Source organism: Ruegeria sp. YTSC002 (genome assembly GCF_059609845.1).
This window is the reverse complement of the sequence record NZ_JBXWML010000005.1, coordinates 164,406-183,465: the sequence shown is the minus strand read 5'-3', so window position 1 is coordinate 183,465 and position 19,060 is coordinate 164,406. Positions and strand designations below refer to the sequence as shown.

The following is a 19,060-nucleotide window of genomic DNA, read 5'->3' as shown; positions in this document are numbered from 1 at the left end:
CCGCAATTCCAATTCAAAACCTAGCCCGACTTGCGCCAGAGCCAAGTTAATTTTCGATCTACCCAAGTTCCGGTGCATCAATAAAGACGGATGTGAAGCCGCTTTGGAACGGCACTGGCCGTTCAGGTCAGAATTGAGCAGGTTCGCGCTGAAACAACTCGTGGATACTGGCGAAATCCAGCGTGCATTCCCCGCTTGCTGGCAGCTCTGGCAGGCGTAAGATGGCAGCGATGAAAAATTCAGGAACCACGATGTCAAACAGCCTGTTTTCCCTTCCCGATCCCTTAACCATCCCTGTCGTCAGCGAGACGGCCGGGTACCCTGTCGGGCGCGTTTTCTGCGTCGGGCGAAACTATGCCGCGCACGCAGCAGAGATGGGGAACGAGGTGGATCGCGATGCGCCCTTCTATTTCACCAAATCCGCGCCAAACGCGATCCTGTCCGGCGCGACGGTTCCGTACCCGGCGGGGACGAAGAATTACCATCACGAAATGGAGCTGGCGCTGGCAATCGGAAAACCGGTGTTTCGCGCCTCCGGCGCGCAGGCTTGGGATGCGGTTTATGCCTATGGCTGTGCGCTCGACATGACCCGCCGCGATCTGCAATTCCAAGAACGGGACAAACAGCGTCCTTGGGATCTGGGCAAAGATGTCGAAAACGGAGCAGTCTTCGCGCCGCTGACCCCTGCCACGGACTGGTCGCCTGACGATGCCAAACACATCCGGTTGAGCGTGAACGGCGAATTGCGGCAGGACGCTACTTTGGAAGAGCTCATCTGGAAGATCGATGAAATCGTCAGCCATCTGTCCGGTTTCTACCATCTGCGCCCCGGCGATCTGATCCTGACAGGTACACCGGCCGGCGTAGGCCCGGTTGTGCCCGGCGACATCATAACAGGAGAGATTGACGGGCTGGAACCGATCAAACTGACACTGACTGACGCGGAATAGACCCTATTTAGGGTCTTTCAGCCAGCCCCTTGCGAATTCGACCTGTTCAACGCCTGCCAGCCGGCGTATCCGCTCCAGCTCGGCGTTCAGGCGGCGGCTGCGGGCGTCAGACCATCGCACCCCGCGTTCGGGCCAGAGTGCCTTGACATGCAGCAGGTCGCGATCGCGATGCGCCTTCATGTCGATCCGGCCGATCAACCGATCACCTTCAAGCAAAGGGAAGACGTAATACCCATATGTCCGCCTGGCTTCGGGCACGAAAACTTCGATGCGATAGTGAAAGCCAAACAGCCGCTCGGCCCGGTTTCTGTCCCGAAGCATGGGATCAAACGGGCTGAGCACTCGGATCCGTCCGGGCGGTTGCGGCAAGTCGGCCGCCCGATCCATCAAATCAGGGCGGGCAAAGGTTTTGCGCAGGCGTCCATCGGCGCAAGTGATTTCGATCTCTTCGATGTTTCCCTGAGCCAACGCCGTGGCACACCAGTTTTTGGCTTCGGCGGCGCTGACCGTATCCCAGAACGCGGCCAGTTCTCCGGACGTGGCAAACCCCAACCGGTCCAGTGCCGCGTTGCACAGCCAATCCACGGTCGCCGTCGCATCACAGGCCATGTTCCCGGGGCACAGGCGGGTTTCAATCACACGTTCAGTCAGATCATAGCGTTTCTTGAACCCATCGCGACCCACGACGGTCAGGGCCCCGGAACGCCACAGAAACTCCAAAGCGGTTTTTGACGGGTGCCAGTCCCACCAACCGCCCGAGCCTTTTTTTTCATCCTTGCCAACGTCTGACGAACACACTGGTCCATGGTCGCGGATGTGTTGCAAGACAGTCTCAAACTGCTGTTCGAACCCATCCCGCCGCCAGTTCTTCCATCGCGCCTTCAAGAGATCCGCATCACGCTGAAAGCGCAGATGCCAGTGCGGATAGAATGACATCGGGATCACGGCCGCATCATGTGTCCAGTGTTCGAACAGCGCTTTTTCCCTTTCATAGAGCCTTTTCAGATTGGCGCTGCGATACGCAGGCCGTCGGGAAAACAGGATCATGTCATGGGCGCGGGCAACCGTGTTGATGCTGTCGAGCTGCACGAACCCCAGCCGCTGGACAAGGTCCAGAAGCCCGGCGCCCTTGGCCGCGCCCGCGGGCTGTTCGGTCAAAGCGTGACGATCCATGAAAATGGCCCGGGCCGTCCGATTGTCGAGCCGTTTCAGGGGGGTGTTCATCGTCGTTTCAGAGTATCGCCATAGCTGATCTTGGGGGTCAGGGTGACCCGTGTCTCGATTTCAGACTCCGGATCCTTCAGGCGTTCAGCGATGATCTGTGCGGCCTGACGTCCTATGTCCAGACGACAGGCATCCATCGTCGCCAGTTTTCGCGGCAGACCCTGCAAAAGTTCCACGTTGTTGAACCCGGCCAGACCGATCTGCCCCGGAATATCCACGCCTTGTTCCAGCAGGTACAACAGACCACCAGCGCCGATCATGTCGTTGGAATAATACAGGAAATCCAGATCTGGCGACCGTTCAAGCATGGCCTGCGTCATCTCGCGCCCTTTGGCCAGGGCAGAGCCGCCGGAATAGAACTCGCGATCTTCGATCTCGATCCCGTGTTTGCCCAGCACTTCGGTAAACCCTTCAAAGCGTTTTCGGGCGCGGTGATCCAGCGGCATCTTGGTACCCATGAAGCCGATATGCTGATACCCGGCCTTCAGAATCGCCTGCGCCATCTCGCGCCCGGCCCGGCGGTGTGAAATGCCCACCATCGCGTCGACAGGTTTGCCGTCGGTATCCATGATCTCGACCACGGGAATGCCCGCTGAATCCAGCATGGCGCGGGCCGCGTCGGTGTGTTCCAGCCCTGCAATGATCACGCCCGAGGGGCGCCACGAGAGCATCTCGTACAGCACTTTTTCTTCTTTTTCGGGCAGATAATCCGTCACTCCAACCACGGGTTGCAACTCGGTATCTTCGAGCACCTGATTGATGCCGGTCATCACCTCGGGAAATACCATGTTCGAAAGCGAGGGGATGATTACCGCGACCAGGTTGACCCGGCTGGATGCCAGCGCGCCCGCGATCTTGTTGGGGACATATCCCAGCTCTTTGGCGGCGGCCAGAACGCGGGTGCGGGTGGCGTCGGAAACATCCCCCCTGTTACGCAGAACCCGGCTCACCGTCATCTCTGAGACACCGGAAGCCTCTGACACATCACGAAGGGTAAGCGGGCGTTTGGTTTCACTGTTCACGGGAGGCACCTGCGTAGTTGTTTTGTCCGATGCTAGCGTGAACAGGTCGGTGTGTACAACAATTGTGCAAAGGCGATGACAACCCGGAAAATCCCGGTTACAGAAGGCAGGGCGCGGCCCCGTGGCTCAACTGGATAGAGCAGCCCCCTCCTAAGGGGCAGGTTGCAGGTTCGAATCCTGCCGGGGTCGCCAGTTTTCCCAAATGCCCATTTTGAGGACAAATTTTCCGTGGTGTGGCAATACGGTGGAGTTACACCAACAATCCACACCACATACGAACAAACTCTGAGGAGCGGAAGGAATCCCGAGCGGCCATGCGGTGTGGTGAAACATGACGGGTTTGGATCTGGCCGGTTGTGTCAACACCAGCACATGACGACAGCCGATAGGACGACCGTGGGACATCGGTCCTGTCGGGTTTCGACGCGTTGCCAGTTTTTTTTGTCTGCCGAACGTTTTCGCGCGGCATGTATCTCGCCAAATCGGATTTCACACGCGACTTGCGCTTTTTGCGCCCGGGATACAGGCGCATATCCCGTTGCCTTTCAACGCGCCTGCCAACCAGAGACAGGCGAACCCTTTGACCGAATTGTCCGGTGCAGTTTTGGGGATCGCCACCACTTGGCAACTGCACTCAATGGGCGGTGAACCCGTCGCCTAGCCGGAGCCCAAAATCGCTTCAATCTTTGACAGGGTTGCGGAGTTCACCGCGACTCCCGCTTTGCCTGACGAAAGCCGGTTCTTGCGGCGGCCATCACCGGGCAGATGCGCGCCGTCCTGAGATCTGATCGACTCAACCAGAGTTGCCATGGCATTTGAAAACAAACCTGCGGACGACGCCACGGGATCAATCGCAATGAAAAACTGCCCTGTCTTTGGGGGGCCACCGGCCGTTCCGGAAAAAGGCGATGCGTTCAACCCAAGTGTAGATCCCGTAAGGGCAGCGGCCATGACTTCGGTCAGCAAAGCAACACCCACGCCTTTGTAGCCGCCGGACGGGGCCATGCTGCCTTTCAGACCGACGTTAGGGTCCGTTGTCGGGTTGCCGTCGGCGTCCAGCGCCCATCCGACGGGAATGGCCTTTCCTTCCCGTGCATGCTTCATCACTTCGCTTTTGGCGATGGTGCTGGCGCTTTGATCAATCAGCAGTGCGGGTTGACCATCCGTACCCGGTGCCGCGATCGAGAAAGGATTGGTGCCAACAACAGGTTTCGATCCGCCCGAAGGTGCGATGGATGCTGGCGCATTGGTGAACCCCAATCCAACCAGCCCTGCCTGGGCCAGCCGATACGTGTGATAACCCAGCACACCGCAATTGTAGCTGTTTGTAATCGCCAATGCGGCGATGCCCTGTTCCTGTGCCGCCGGGATCAGCGCCTCAAAACCCAGATCAATGGCCGAATGTGCAAACCCGGTTTTGGCATCGACGCGGATGAGGCCCGGACGCGGGGTTTCAAGGGCCGGTTTTGCCTGACCGTCCACCTTGCCGCATTGAACATGCTCGCAATAGATCGGGATATACGCCAGCCCATGGCTGGCCACGCCGTCTGCCTCGGTCGCGGCTGTGGCAACAGCCAAAGGGCGCGCGTTTTCTTCGCTTGTGCCGGCGGCAACCAGCGCATTGAATGACAGCTCTTCGATTTCGGCAAGTGAGAGGGTTCTGGTTTCGGTCATCGGATCGTCCTTCAATCGTTGTCTGACAAGCCTGAACCAGCGCCAAGCAGTCGGGATTGTTCAGTTGCGGGGGCATAGGTGCGATGCGCCACGGTGTTGAGGAGCTTCCACGCCCCCGGATCCGGGGTGGCGCGGCTGTGCATGGAGCGGGCGGGTCTGATTTGGTCGATTTCGGTTATCCCGACGCGGTTTGCCCTGTCCATTCCGAATTCTTCACAGCTCAGATGAACACCATCAGTGGTCACGGAAAACCCGTCCAAAGTGATTTCCACAGTCGATTTCCGCTTTTTCGCCATGGTGGCGACAAAGGGCAGCAACAGAAGAGGAGCGGCAACATTGGAAATCAGAACTTTGTCTTGTGACAGGGCATCCGGGAAATCTGATAATGCCGATCCGGTCACAAGGGGACACAGATCCCGGGCACCGGTCCACATACCGTCCCGGGCCTCTGGGACGTGATGTTCCAGGTGCGGCGCAAATTCCTGCTCAAGCAACTGGGCCAGGATCGCTGGTCCGTCAAACCCCTGAACGCACAGCCATCGGGTTGCTTTCGCGGCTTCTTCCGCCACACCCCAGGCATATCCAGCCCCACGGGTTGCGCGTTTGGCGGTGGCTTCCACTTCGTTCAACGAGAAGGTCATTGCACAACCTCCGGATAAACCCACAGGTCGGCGTTCGCGGTGTTCAGCTCTTCCGGGTAGGGTGCACCTGAATACATGCAGATACGCACCCACCGATCCGAACGCGGGTCGAAATGCGTTGCCCCAAAGAAGGACAGTTTGGCGCGCAGCATATCAATGGGCATCACCTGCGCGCTGATCGTGTTGTCTCGAATTTCACCGTACGGAGCGATGCGGCTGATTTGCGCGCGGCGCACGCTGTGGCGGTGTTCCGGATGGCGCAACAGAAACTCTGCGATCGGAGTGTCATCAGGCCAGTCCTGCATTGCTTCGAAAGCCAGGGTCGCATCCCGTGCCGGTGCAAGAGGTTGTTCATAATCCGAGATCGGTTCTTCGAAGCGTTCCCCCAGCCGGGGTTCCAGCTTTTCTTCGGACACGTACCAGGCCCGCGCGCAGTTTTCGGCGGCGGCCCAATCCAGGTTCAAAGCCCAGTCAAAGCTGTTCCGGATCAACGCACGCACCGCCGATACCGGCATTGCCCCATCAATCACCTGCGCGGCCGTGTTGGTGTCCGCCATGCAACTCGCAAGCCCGTCAACAAGCGTGCCATAAGGTTCAAGGATCAGAGAGGCCAGCAGTTCTTGGCCTTCTTCGGTCAGCGCGGTTTCGGACCAAAGGATCAGACGATTCCAGGGGTGGTCCTGTGTCAGGTCATCCTTGGCCAGATACTCTTCGATTTTATCCAGATCCGAATTCAGGGCCGCCAGCTTTTCCATCTGCACCGGGTGTTCAGATCGCCACCAGGAGATTGACTGTTTACAACGTGCAAAGACATCGCAAAAGACACGTGCTTCATCTGCCGAAGCCGTCCCAATGGACCGAACGCGCGAGATTGCTTCTTCGCGCACCATGATCCAGTTGTTGAACAGCACCGGGTGATTGACGATGAACGGCGCCATACCCAGACCAGTCGAGTTTCCGATGCCCAACCAACGGGCGATGTCTGGATCAAGCTCTGCAGTCCGATCCCCGCCTTTGACCTGCGCCATATGCTGTACCAGATCGCGCACAAAGGCGCGGGTCAGATAGACTGACAGCATCTCGATCTGGAACGGACCACTGACTTCGGCCCGGCCGGCTGTCTTTTCCCGGTCTGCTGCGCCAAATTTGCCCGACCCATAAACAGCCGTGGTCCGCATCAGGTAACCGACTTTGTAGATCTGTTCGAGATCGGGTTGCTGCCCCGCCGCAAGACGATCCACTACATGTGTCCAAAGCCGCACGGAACGGTTGGCCCGAGACAGGGACAGTTCGGCTTCGCTGACACGTCCGGCTTCTTGCAACGGAACATTCTGCGACAGACGGTCGATATCCTGTGCCGTTGGAATGCCGTCAAACAACGCGAAGGTGGCATCCCAGGCCTCGGCAATCACCCGGTCAGATCGCTGTTCGGGGGGCAGGTCATGGGCAAAGGCGACCAGCGAATAGGCCCGATCGGGGCCTTGCGCGGTATAGACCGCATGGCCCACACCCTTGTTGTCAATTTCAAACGCAGGGCGCGAAAAGCTCCAGTTTTCTTCGGCCATGCGGCGCGTCAGTTGCCGCATAAAGCTGAGTCGACATTGGTGCAACGATCCCAACCGTGACAGCCGCATGACCGTGGATGGGTCACGTCTGGCGATCTCTGTCTGCGCGTGTGGTTCCATTTGGTTACCTTTGTGGGACGAAGTTCTCGGCAAAGAACCGGTACCAGTTCCTGCCCATGATCCCGACCACTTCGTCATCGTTCAGGCCGGTCGCGCGTAACCCTTTTTCGATGTTGCCAAAGTCTCGGTTGTCCTGAAACCAGCCCGGCATCGGTGGGAATCCCGGAGCCGAGGCCGAGCCTTCGCCATAGTCGATTTCTTTTGTCCAACGCCCCACACGCATCCATTCAACGACGCTGTCGGGCTGATCCTGACACAAGTCAGTGCCGATCCCCAGATGTTCGGCCCCGTATTTGTCGGCAGTGCGGGCGATCATTTCGCAGAAGCTCTCCAGCGTGCAATCGGACTTGTCCTTCAGGTGGTGAGGGTAGACCGAAAAGCCCAGCATCCCACCTTTTTCCGTTACCGCGCGGATGACGTCATCCCGCTTGTTGCGCAGGGCCGGGGACCATTCGTGCGGATTGGCATGTGTAATCGCGATGGGCCGGTCCGAGATTTCAGCCGCCTCGATCGTGGAACGGTCTGCCGAATGGCTCATGTCGACCACAAGGCCCACGCGGTTCATCTCTTTGATGACCTGCTTGCCCATGCGGGTGATGCCGGTGTCTTCGGCCTCGTAGCAACCGGTCGCCAGCAGGGATTGGTTGTTGTAGGTCAGTTGCATGAACCGCGCGCCCAGATCGTGCAGGATTTCGACCAGCCCGATATCGTCTTCAATGGGCGACGGGTTCTGAAATCCGAAAAACACGGCGGTCCGGCCCGTTTCGCGCGCCGTGTCGATATCGCTGGCCCACCGGCCTTTCATGATCAGATCCGGGTATTGCTCGAACCAGCGGTTCCATTTCTCGAAATTCAGAACCGTTTCGCGGAAATTCTCATGATAGGAGATGGTGACGTGGATCGCGTCCACGCCCCCTTCGCGCAGCTGGCGGAAGATCTTTTCCGACCAGTTGGCATATTGCAGGCCGTCGATCCGCATCAGACGGGGCCGGCGCTGATATAGGCGGTTTTGACGGTCGTGTAGAACTCGGCTGCTGCTTTGCCCTGTTCGCGGGGACCGTACGAACTGTCACCCCGACCGCCGAATGGCACGTGGTAATCGGTGCCTGCGGTGGGCAGGTTCACCGTCACCACGCCGGTGCGTGCGTTGCGGCGGAAATGGGTTGCGCGAGCCAGCGACTTGGTCACGATGCCCGAGGTCAGGCCGAAATTGGTGTCGTTCACGACGCTCAGCGCCTCGTCATAGCTGCCGACCTTGATGACACTGGTCAGCGGTGCGAACATTTCTTCACGGTTGATGCGCATATCGTTGGTGGTGTTCAGGAACACGCCCGGCGACATGTAGAAACCGTCATGGGGCATCTCCAGCCGCTGACCACCACAGGCCAGCTCGGCGCCTTCGGATTTGCCCAGATCGACATAAGCGAGGTTTTCATTCAACTGCTGCTGGCTGACGACCGGACCCATCTGAACGCCGTCCTCCAGCGCGTGGCCGACCTTGATGGCCTGTGCACCGGCCACCAGCTTTTCGACGAAGGCATCATGGATGCCCGCGTGGACGACCAGACGTGACGAAGCCGTGCACTTCTGACCGGTGCCGCCGAATGCCCCGCCCAGCGCCAGCGTCACCGCCAGATCCAGATCGGCATCGTCCATCACGGCCAGCGCGTTTTTGGACCCCATTTCCATCTGCACCTTGGTCAGGTTCTGGATGGCCGCAGCAGCAATGCCTTTACCCACGGGAACCGATCCGGTGAATGAAATCGCATTGACCTTGGGGCTTTCCACCAGACGCTGACCGATGGAACGGCCCGAGCCCATCACCAGGCTGAACAGACCCTTGGGGATGTCTTGCCGCGCGATGATTTCGGTCAGGGCCACGGCCGAGGCAGGGGTGATGTTGGCGGGCTTCCACACAACCGCGTTGCCATAGCAAAGCGCCGGGGCGATCTTCCACGAAGCCGTTGCGGTGGGGAAGTTCCACGGGCTGATGATGGCAACCACGCCAACAGCCTCGCGGCGCACGTCAACCTCGATGTCCGGGCGCACGGAATCGGCGTTTTCTCCGATCTGTCGCAGACATTCGGCCGCATAGTAGGTGAAGAACTGACCGGCGCGGTAGACCTCGCCCTTGCCCTCGGCCAGCGGTTTTCCTTCTTCACGGCTGAGCAGAGTGCCGAGTTCCTCGGCGCGGGCCATCAGTTCATTGCCGATGGCGTTCAGTACGGCCTGCTTGCGCTCCAACCCGTAAGCCGCCCACTCCAACTGTGCCACACGCGCCTGATCCAGCGTTGCCTCAAGCTGATCGGCACTGGCCTGCGCGAACATACCGACCAGATCGCTCAGGTCCGATGGATTGCGGTTTTCAATTTCGCTTTCGCCCGCCAGCCATTCGCCGGCAATCAGATTCAGTTTGGTCACGTCAGGCCCCAAGTTCGCAAAGTTCAGTCTGCGAAAGAATGGAACTTGCTGCCGATATCAGTCAAACTAAAATAACTTTAGAAAACTTCAGAAAGATTGAAACATGGCCGTGAAAGTGGAAATGCTGCGGTGCTTTTGCACCGTGGCCCAAACCGGAAACCTTGCCGAGGCAGCCAGCCGTCTGGGCCGGACACAATCTGCCGTCTCAATGATGCTGAAACAATTCGAAGAGCATCTGGGCAAGAAACTGTTTGAAGGCGAACGGAAAAACCACCTTTCACCGCTGGGTCAGCAAGTTCTCGATCTCGCACTCAAACAGGTGCGGGATTTTGATCAGGCCGTTCAGAACATTGAACTGGCGGCACAGGCCGAGCACGGGTTGATCCGTATCGTATCGGTGCCGTCCGTGGGGGCGTTGGTCTTTCCTGCCCTGCTGGATCATATGACGTCTCGCTTTCCCGGCCTGAAGATCGAGCTGCGAGACGGCGATTCGCAGCAGGTTCTGGATGCGGTTGCCGGCGACACGTCTGATATCGGCATTGCGTCCGGCCATCATCCACTGAACGGGGTCAGTGCAGAGCCGCTGTTTCAGGATCGCTTCGGGCTGGTTGCGGCGTCCGATCATCCGCTGATGACGCGGGCAGAACCGCCAGCCATTTCGGATCTCGTGGCTGAGCCTTTCGTTCGAAACGCCCTGTGTGACTTTATCGAGTCCGCGCCTTTCCGAGAGATTCTGGACGGGGCCGAGGTTACCATTCACAACACGCATTCCCTGATCACGACGGTCAGAGCAGGCCAATGGATCACTGTCCTGCCGCAGACCGTCGCGCAATTCATCCCGGACGCAGTTGCCTTTCGTCCGATTTCGGATTTGCCGGACAGGCGCGAAGTGTATCTTTATGTCAGGGAACGAGCGCGGTTTCGAGAAATCTCCGAGGCCTGCCGTTCATTTGTCCTCTCGAGCGGGTTTGGAAATGCAAGCCAGGTGAACGTATGAAAAATGGATTAACCCTGCTCAAAATCACGAATTAATTTGGTTTTTGCAGACTCGGGCCCGCTGCCATGCTAGGCTCTCGCTTGAAGTGGGGGACTTCAGAGGGGCGATATGTCTCAAGACCTGAGGGGCTGGCTGAGCGCAAATGGATTGAACGAGTATGCGCAGGCCTTCATTGACAACAAGATCGACTTTTCCATTCTGCCAGATTTGACGGCAGAGGATCTGATCGAAATCGGTGTGACTGCTGTCGGCGATCGTCGGCGTCTTTTGCGTGCCATCGAGCAACTTGATTCCACCCACACCGCAGCCGAGCCTGAACCAACGGCACCGCATGAACCCGCGCGGCGGCAGGTCACGGTGATGTTTGCTGACCTGACCGGGTTCACGAAAATTTCCAGCGAGCTGGATGCCGAGGATCTGCACGCGCTGCTCAATCAGTTCTTCAGCAAAGTGGACAATGTGGTCGAAAAATACGGCGGTCGTATCGACAAGCATATTGGTGATGCGGTCATGGCTGTTTTCGGGGCGCCGATCTCACATACCAACGACACGGAAAGGGCAGCACGCGCTGCGGCTGAAATTCACGCGGTTCTTCCGACGTTATCGCCGCCGCTTTCCTGCCATATCGGCATCTCTTCGGGTCAGGTCATTGCCAGTACAACCGGCAGCCAGTCACATACGGAATACACGGTGACAGGAGATGGCGTAAACTTGGCCTCCCGTCTCACGGACATATCAGCGGCAGGGGAAACGCTGGTCTCACATGACATTCAACGCGCGCTGGGTCCGTTGTTCGTGGGCGACTCCATCGGGGTCAAGGCGATCAAGGGGCTGAACGAACCGGTTGAGGTCTGGCGTCTGGACCGGCTGGCCAGGAACATTCGAACGAGACGGCACAAATTCATCGGGCGCGAGCGCGAGATGTCGATTTTCTCGGCCACGTTCGACCGGTGCCAGCGCCATGGCAAAGGAGAAGTTCATATCGTTCTGGGCGAACCCGGAATTGGAAAAACCCACCTGTCCGAGCAGGTGGCGGAACTGGCCACCAGCCTGTCCTACAAAATCCACAACGGCGTTGTGGTGGATTTCGGTGCGCGCGAAGGTCATTCAGCCATTCAGACCGTCGCCCGCAGCATTCTGGGACTTGAAGCGTCAGATGGGGCGGAAACAGGGTCGGCTGTCGCAAAAGACGCGATCAGCAGGGGCTGGGTCAGTCCTTCCAACGCCGCGCATCTCAATGCCTTGCTTGAGCTTGAGCAAGACCCGGGTCTGGCCGAGGTCTATGCGGTGATGGACAACAAGACCCGTCTGCGAGGACGGCGTCAGGTTCTTGAGGAACTGCTTTCGGCCAGCAGCCAGGAATCGCCCCTGCTTATTCAGATTGAGGACATCCACTGGGCGACCCCTGACATCCTGACGGCCTGTTCGCATATCGCCGCAGCGACGCGGAACATTCCCTGTGTGTTGATGATGTCCAGTCGGGCCGAAGGCGATCCGATCGACAGGGACTGGCAGATGGCGACGGACGGCGCGCTGGTGTCAAAGCTGGAACTGGCGCCAATGGGAGAGGAGCATGTCAGACAACTGGTCGAAGAGTTCCGGGCCATCGATCAGGATTTGCTGGAGACATGTGTCCAACGGGCGGGCGGCAACCCGTTGTTTCTGGAACAGCTGTTGCGCAACACAGACGTACTCAAGCAGGAAAGTGTGCCCGGAAGTATTCAGGGTATCGTCCAGTCGCGATTGGATGCGTTGGATCGCGCCAGTCGAACCGCCCTTCAGGCCGCATCGGTTCTGGGGCAAAGATTCTCGCCCGAAGTTCTGAATTTCGTTCTGGGCGAAGGACATCTGGATACGAGTAACCTGATCCGGTCGGCGCTGATCCGAGAGGCCGGACCTGATCTCATGTTTGCCCACGCGCTGATCCGGGACGGGTCCTATGCTACTTTGGTCAAATCCGAACGGGCCCGTCTGCATCGACAGGCGGCACAGTGGTTCGAGGATCGAGACGTCACCTTGCGCGCCCAGCATCTGGACCGGGCCGGGGCCAATAACGCAGCGCAAGCCTATCTGGAGGCTGCGGATAAATTGATCCAAGCCTTCCGGTTCGACGATGCCAGCCCGCTGATCGAGCGTGCTTTGGAATTGCCGTCCCCGGCGGGTGTCCGATTTGACCTGCTGTGCGCGCGGGGCGAAACGCATCGGTTGCAGGGGTTGTCAAACGAAGCTTTGGACGAGTTCAAGGACGCGGCCAGTTTGGCGGAAACCGATGAACAAATCGCCCGGGCCCATATCGGGCTGGCGCAGGCGGCGCGGCAAGCAAGCCTGTATCAGGACGCGCTGGAAGCGCTCGACATTGCCGAGGCAGCAGCACAGCGCTGCGGGTCTGAGGAAGATGAGGCCCAGATAAGCTATGTGCGCGGCAACGTCTACTTCCCGCTGGGACGGAACAAAGAAGCGCTGAAGGCCAACGAGCGGGCGCTCTTGCTTGCCCGCAAGCTGGAATCCCCGCGCCTTGAAGTTGGGGCGCTGAGTGGGTTTGGCGACGCCAATTTCATGAAAGCCTCGATGAAGACGGCGGCGGGGTTCTATACCCAAGCCGCTGAACGGGCGCGCGAAAAAGGGCTGGTTCGGGACCTTGCGGCAAATCTGCACAATCTCAGCGTGGCGCGCAGCTATACTGGGGATGTCGGTCAGGGCCGAGCAGATGCCAATGAGGCGATTGAAATCTCGCAGACGTATTTTGCCTTCGTTCCGGAATGTGTTGCGCAAACATGTCTTGGTGTGGCCGAAACCTTTCTGGGCAGTCTCGACCGTGCGCTTGAAGCCTTTGGTGTCTCTGCCGAAATTGCCGAGCGCGTGGGCGCAAAACGCCTTGAAGCGCAGGCGTTGGAACACATGGCCAGAACGCAGGTTTATGCCGGCCAGGTCGGGCGCGCACGTGAAACTGGTCTGCGAGCAGTCGAAATCGCGCTTGAACATGGCCGCAACTTTGTTGGACCCAAGGCCCTGTCAGCCCTGGCGATGGCCGAAACGGACCCGGATGAGCAAACACGCCTTTTGAAACTGGGGTCCGAGATCATCGCCGAGGGATGTGTCGGCCACAGCCATCTGCATTTTTTCCCCGATGCCAGCGCTGTCATGCTGGCGCGCGGTGATTGGGATGCCGCGATTGAGTATGCGGATGGGCTTGCCGCGTTCACCGAGAATGAGCCTTTGCCAATGGTTGACCTGTCCATTCGTCAAGCACGGCTATTGGCCGAGAGCGGGAAGCAGAAAATCCCACCCTCACAACATAGCGGATTTGCCGATCTGAATGAGCAGTTTGCAGCAATGGGCATCACGCAATCGTTGCTGGGCCGAGCGGATTTTCTGGTGGAATAGGCGGCAGGGCAGGAGGCTGAATGAGCGTCGAAGGAAAGGTGTGGCTTATCTCGGGTTTGCTGACCTTTGGGTTGGCCGCTTTGTTGCTCAAGCTTTGGATCGAACTGAACCACTTCGAAGGAGACCCGACGCAACTGCCTGACCAGGCTGCGGTAGATGCATATCTGTGCAAGCTGGACGTTGCACCGGACTACCGTTTGAGAACGGGGATTTTCATAAAGTCTTTCAGCTTTCTTGGCGCCAGCGATGTACAGCTCACCGGCTATATCTGGCAGCACTACAAAGCAGGTGAACATGACGCGATCATTCCTGCCGAAGGTGAGGCCGGGTTTCTTCTGCCCGAAGCGGTCGATACGGCAAACGGCCTTATCGAACAGGCCTATCGGTTGCCGCAACCCGACGGCGTTTTGATTGGTTGGTATTTCGAACAAACTCTGCGCCAGAGCTTCGACTACACCAGTTACCCGTTCGACCACAAAACGGTTTGGGTACGGTTCTGGCCGGCCTCTTTTGAGGCCAACGTCGCGCTGGTTCCTGACTTCGACGCTTATCCGGCGACCGGACCGGATGACATTTTTGGGATCGACAACCGGATCGTGATGGGCACGTGGGAGCGTGAAAACACCTATTTCGATTACAAGCTGTCAAATCTGGATACGACGCTGGGCATCCGGCAGAATGCTTACCAGACCAACACGCCCGAGTTGCATTACAACTTTGTCATCAAGCGCAATTTCGCAAACGCGTTCATCGTGCACATGATTCCATTGCTTGTTGTGGTGATGCTGCTGTTCGGTGCGGTCATGACCGTCACGCGCCGCGAGGGTCTGGTAGAGCGGCATGACTTCAGCACGTCCAGCGTGATCGGCACCTGTTCGGTTCTGTTCTTCGTGATCCTGCTGGCCCATGTGCAACTGCGCGAAGGGTTCGCCGGATCGCCCGTGATCTACATGGAGTCGTTCTTTTTCCTCATGTATTTCATGCTGCTGGCGGTTTCGATCAACACCTACCTTTTCGCGTCCGAGGCGGTACCGTCGCTGCGGATCATCCATTATCGGGACAACCTGATTCCAAAGGCCAGTTTCTGGCCTTTCGTGCTGCTGTGCATGGTGGCGATCACGGCCTATAATCTCAGCATCAAGAACAGTTCCGAACCGCCACCGATCAGCACGCGAGAGTGTTAGGCCACCGGTTCAAACCCGGGTTTGGGTTCGCCCTGCGCCATATCCAGCGTATAGTCGCTCACCACTTCGGATGTGCCCTCGCGCCAGCTTTTCAGGTATTTTTCCGGATCCGCGATCACATAGGCATAAGCGGGTTTCATCGCCCCCTCGACGACGACGTTGATCTTCTTGCGCACATAGACATTCTCGGGTGAGCCGGGGCCGTGATACCCCTCCAGCCTGTCCAGTTCGTCGAGGCCGGATTCGGTGACACGGTAGACCTCTCCAACCACTTGCTTGCCCATCCCCTGCTGATCCACAAGGGTTGCCATGCGATGCAGATATCCACAATTGGGATTGTCGCAGAATGGTTCCTTCGGGATGATCAGGGGCATCGGTTGCCGGGTGCGCGCCGTTCCCACGAAGTCGTTCAGAACTTTGCTGTGTGCGTCATGATTGGGGAATCCCTGCTTTAGGGATCCATAGGTGAAATACAGGTAAGAGGGTTCTTTGACGGCCACGAAGCTTTCGTCGCGCCCCTGTTCGGGGTCTGCCATCTTCAGGTTGTGATCTTGCGCCCATCTGTCCAGCATGGAACGGATTTCCGGTTCGATCTGCATGCCCTGAACGAACTCGATGCACGGGGTCGCATCCATGTCATCAGCACCCAGCAGAATCTCGACCATCTTCGGCGCCTTGTTCATCACCGCCACATGCAGCGCCGTGAACCCGTGGTCATTGACGATGTTGACGTCGATATCCCGGTCGATCAGGTCCTGGGCGGCCTCATAGTCGGGCTTGCCCAGATCATGGCCGCTTTCGCCCAGTTCGCCTTCACCGCCCGCTGCATAGTGCAACAGTGAATCTCCGTGGGCCTCGTCCACGATGTTGACGCCGACCACGCCTTCGTCGATGGCGCGGAACACGCGCTTCCATTCGTTGATGTCATCGGCGGCGGCGGCCTCGCGCGCCCATTTGCAGACGCGATACTTCTGGTCGTCCAATTCCTCGAACGCATCCGCCAAAGCTTCCATGATCTGGTCCGGCGTTGCCATCATACCGATGCCCATCCGGCCGTTCGACAGGCGACCTTCGCGCGGTCCGACGAAATCGACCCCAAGCGTCCTAAGCTTGTCGACGTTGTTCTGCGTGGTGATATTGTTCCACATATTCGTATTGCAGGCGGGGCAGAGGATCACAGGTTTCTTCTGATATTGCCAAGCCACGAAGACCGAGGTCAGAAGGTTGTCGGCGATGCCATTGGCAACCTTGCCCATCGTATTGCAGGTGATGGGGGCCACGATGACGCAATCTGCCCAGTCACACAGTGCCAGATGCGAAGCGCGCACCGGCATGTCGAACTTCAAATAGCGGAAATTCCATTCGTCGTCGTCGCGGTAATAGTCGTTATGGGTGATCTTGGCGTCGATCCGTTCGGCCCCGAAATCGCGAAAGAATTTTTCGGCCGAAACAGACGGGATCAGTTTCACGTTATGCCCCGCATCGACGATGCGTTCGACCAGCTCGGGGATCTTGTCCGCCGCCGACGACCCGCAGGCGCAGAGCAATACGTTTCGCTTTCCGGCGTTTACCTGATTCATCACCCCTTTTGGGTAGCCGAAGGGGTTTTTCTCAAGGCTGGGGGTTTCGTTCAGATCGGATACCGGCAGCCCTTCCTTGCGCATCCTGGCCTGCAATTCACCGACCTGGATCATGTCGACGATGTCTTCCAGCTTTTCGCTTTTGCTGATGCATTTCCCTTTGAAAAACAGATACGGCACGTCCGGTCTTTCCCCAAGCGTCACCAGTTGCCGCCGCATCCTGATCATATTGGGATCCCGCCCGCCCACGTCGATCTGCTTGACGGTCGTTGCCCCGATATTCGAAAGAATGCTGCGCAGCATATAGGACCACGGGTCCTCGTCCTCGTAGAACAGAACCATCGTATTGTGCTTGATGATGCTGGCAACATCGCTTGGGTTTTCGGGCGGCTCGACCTCTTCGATCACCAACAATGCAGGGTCTTCGAGATCCCGCAGACCACGGAAAATGTTGCCGCGCGGTGCTTGCCAGACCTGCGAGGTCGCCGGACTCATATCAACTATGGTCACAACGTCTTCACCCTCGTCATAGTCTATGCACAGGCACCAGAACTCTTCCAGCAACGCAGTTTCCCGAAACACGTTGTCCGGCGGGCGGATCGCCTCGATCCCGGTGACGCGATTGAAGTCGATGTTGATCATCAGGTGGCGATTGCTGTTCGTGGTCAGGCTTTTCAACTGCGCCTTGAACCAGTCCTCGGAGGTCTGGATTGATTTGTCGTCACGGGTTCCAAAGCTGTGGAACGAGCTGCTCAGATGCAGGTTCTCGGATTGTCTGATATACATTTCGACCATGTCGTGCATGTCTTTGGCGGTGGCGACCCGACGGACAGTATCCGTGAACGACACCTGGGCCGCCCGCAGCAACTCGTCCTCGTCCACCCTGTAGTCGCCGTGGATGGCGAGGCTTTCCACCAAAACGCCGATCGAGTTCATGTTGGGCGTTGCCCGGCGGAACAGGTTGCGGCGTTTCTTGGGATCTTTCGCCAGGTAACGTGTGCTGTCGACGTAGTTGCACCGCTGCTTGAAGGTCTTCAGATGCGTCTTGACCGCTGCCCGTGCCGAAAACCGCAACAGGCCGCGGGACCGCATCGAGGTTCCATCACGATCCGACATGGCTTGCCACAACCGTTCGACGGTTGTCACCCAAAGCTTGCCGTATTTTTCAGGGTGCACATCCATCATATGCACCAGCCCCGTGCTTGGATTGCACTTGGCGATGACGGCAAAATGGCCGCCGGGCATATTCTCTTTGCCATGGGCAAGACCGACCTGGAAATTCGCCACCAGAATGTCGTTGTCACCGCCCAGCCGGTTGGATTCGTCGATCGCCTCAAGCAGCAGAGGCACACTGGTTGTGTCTTCGTCCATGAAATAGGCCTGAACCTGAACCCTCTCGCGCAGCCCCTGCGTGTGAATGTAGGTGCAGGCGACGTCAAAAAGCTCGCCCAGCGAGATTCCGTCGTTCACGACAAAGGACGAGGGCAATGCGCATTCGCGGAAGATGTCATTGACTTCGCAGCTGAACCCCAGCGCCGACATGCTGAGAGCGGCCGCCGTGACGCTGCAACAATTGATTGGCTGCTGAAAGTTCTGCAACTGAACGCTGACCAGATCACCAAACATCGTTGCAAAACAGGGTTGCCGGACGCTCTCTGGTATCTGAAGCCAGTTCTTGCTGGACAGATACGCCAGCCGGGTCCCATCAAGCGCAAGCGCTTCAAGGCTGACAGGGATATCCGAGATTTGCAGGTGTTCTTCATAGAAGTAATCACCGACATCCGCGCTGGCCAATGGATTCCCGTTCTGGCGCAGCTGAACCACGCCGCGCAGCACGATATACATGCCGTTCGCCGGCAGAACCGCGTTTCCGGTCACTTCGATACATTCGAATTGTGGGTTGATGACGGCTGGGTCGGCGATCTGCGCCTTGCCCGGAAGGACATCATATATCATCTTCCAGTCTGCGTCGCTTGGGGTGTAAGGTCTGGATTTGGAAATTTGATCTATGGTCACAACTGTGTCCCCCCGGAGTTGCGTTGCAATATTTCAATCTTCGGTCAGCCAGTGCTTCTCGTTCTTCGAAGCTCGGACACCGGTCATTCAGAATAAAAGACCTGCCTGTTTTCCGTACTTGTTCCTGGCAAGGGCCGTGTTGCTGATAGAAAAAGTATGAACAAAATGGCCCAATTGGCTGCACAATATCCGATATTTGAATAAAAATCACGAGTGCAGTTGCGGCAGCTGCTGCTGCCTTGCGTGGCGGAACACTTGCCATCCGCGATTTGGATTGCGCAG

General features: G+C 58.0%; 12 protein-coding genes and 1 tRNA gene. 5 read left to right on the top strand and 8 right to left on the bottom strand.

Annotation, left to right across the window (positions count from 1 at the left end; genetic code table 11):
- The first annotated feature begins 251 nt into the window (after nucleotides 1-251).
- The gene (locus AC2FFD_RS12180) at nucleotides 252-950 is read left to right on the top strand and encodes a fumarylacetoacetate hydrolase family protein (RefSeq protein ID WP_496873242.1); all 699 of its coding nucleotides are present in this window, start codon (nucleotides 252-254) and stop codon (nucleotides 948-950) included.
- Nucleotides 951-953: 3 nt separating this feature from the next.
- On the opposite strand, the gene AC2FFD_RS12175 is transcribed toward AC2FFD_RS12180, so the two are convergent.
- Both AC2FFD_RS12175 and AC2FFD_RS12170 read right to left on the bottom strand, forming a co-directional pair.
- Nucleotides 954-2,174, bottom strand: a complete 1,221-nt coding sequence (locus tag AC2FFD_RS12175; RefSeq protein WP_496873172.1) for a winged helix-turn-helix domain-containing protein — start codon at nucleotides 2,172-2,174, stop codon at nucleotides 954-956.
- A complete protein-coding gene (locus AC2FFD_RS12170; RefSeq protein WP_170345755.1) occupies nucleotides 2,171-3,196 on the bottom strand; it encodes a LacI family DNA-binding transcriptional regulator in 1,026 nt (341 codons plus the stop codon). Before AC2FFD_RS12170 ends, AC2FFD_RS12175 begins: the two co-directional genes overlap by 4 nt.
- A 115-nt stretch (nucleotides 3,197-3,311) precedes the next feature.
- Between AC2FFD_RS12170 and AC2FFD_RS12165 the strand changes: the two genes are divergently transcribed.
- Nucleotides 3,312-3,388: transfer RNA gene (locus AC2FFD_RS12165), tRNA-Arg, on the top strand.
- 465 nt (nucleotides 3,389-3,853) lie between these two features.
- Here AC2FFD_RS12165 and AC2FFD_RS12160 read toward each other — a convergent pair.
- The 5 genes from AC2FFD_RS12160 to AC2FFD_RS12140 are packed head-to-tail and all read right to left on the bottom strand — an operon-like array spanning nucleotide 3,854 to nucleotide 9,617.
- Nucleotides 3,854-4,870 (bottom strand): Ldh family oxidoreductase, encoded by a 1,017-nt coding sequence (locus tag AC2FFD_RS12160; RefSeq protein ID WP_480685601.1) that lies wholly within the window; start codon nucleotides 4,868-4,870, stop codon nucleotides 3,854-3,856.
- An 11-nt stretch (nucleotides 4,871-4,881) separates the two neighbouring features.
- On the bottom strand, nucleotides 4,882-5,511 hold the full coding sequence (locus tag AC2FFD_RS12155; RefSeq protein ID WP_496873171.1) for a DUF3726 domain-containing protein: 630 nt from the start codon (nucleotides 5,509-5,511) through the stop codon (nucleotides 4,882-4,884).
- Nucleotides 5,508-7,196, bottom strand: a complete 1,689-nt coding sequence (locus tag AC2FFD_RS12150) for a hypothetical protein (RefSeq protein ID WP_496873170.1) — start codon at nucleotides 7,194-7,196, stop codon at nucleotides 5,508-5,510. Before AC2FFD_RS12150 ends, AC2FFD_RS12155 begins: the two co-directional genes overlap by 4 nt.
- Before the next feature lie 4 nt (nucleotides 7,197-7,200).
- Nucleotides 7,201-8,175 (bottom strand): membrane dipeptidase, encoded by a 975-nt coding sequence (locus tag AC2FFD_RS12145; RefSeq protein ID WP_496873169.1) that lies wholly within the window; start codon nucleotides 8,173-8,175, stop codon nucleotides 7,201-7,203.
- Entirely contained in the window at nucleotides 8,175-9,617 is a 1,443-nt protein-coding gene (locus AC2FFD_RS12140; RefSeq protein WP_496873168.1) for an aldehyde dehydrogenase family protein, read from the bottom strand. The genes AC2FFD_RS12145 and AC2FFD_RS12140 overlap by 1 nt, the downstream gene beginning before the upstream one ends.
- A 103-nt stretch (nucleotides 9,618-9,720) precedes the next feature.
- Between AC2FFD_RS12140 and AC2FFD_RS12135 the strand changes: the two genes are divergently transcribed.
- The 3 genes from AC2FFD_RS12135 (at nucleotide 9,721) to AC2FFD_RS12125 (ending at nucleotide 15,182) form a co-directional block, all read left to right on the top strand.
- A complete protein-coding gene (locus tag AC2FFD_RS12135; protein ID WP_496873167.1) occupies nucleotides 9,721-10,614 on the top strand; it encodes a LysR family transcriptional regulator in 894 nt (297 codons plus the stop codon).
- A gap of 108 nt (nucleotides 10,615-10,722) precedes the next feature.
- Nucleotides 10,723-13,998 carry an adenylate/guanylate cyclase domain-containing protein gene (locus AC2FFD_RS12130; protein WP_496873166.1) on the top strand — a complete coding sequence of 1,092 codons (3,276 nt, stop codon included), beginning with the start codon at nucleotides 10,723-10,725 and terminating at the stop codon, nucleotides 13,996-13,998.
- Nucleotides 13,999-14,018: 20 nt separating this feature from the next.
- Entirely contained in the window at nucleotides 14,019-15,182 is a 1,164-nt protein-coding gene (locus AC2FFD_RS12125) for a hypothetical protein (RefSeq protein WP_170345747.1), read from the top strand.
- On the opposite strand, the gene AC2FFD_RS12120 is transcribed toward AC2FFD_RS12125, so the two are convergent.
- The gene (locus AC2FFD_RS12120) at nucleotides 15,179-18,778 is read right to left on the bottom strand and encodes a flavoprotein (RefSeq protein WP_496873165.1); all 3,600 of its coding nucleotides are present in this window, start codon (nucleotides 18,776-18,778) and stop codon (nucleotides 15,179-15,181) included. The two genes, AC2FFD_RS12125 and AC2FFD_RS12120, sit on opposite strands and share 4 nt — an antisense overlap.
- Nucleotides 18,779-19,060: the final 282 nt, after the last annotated feature.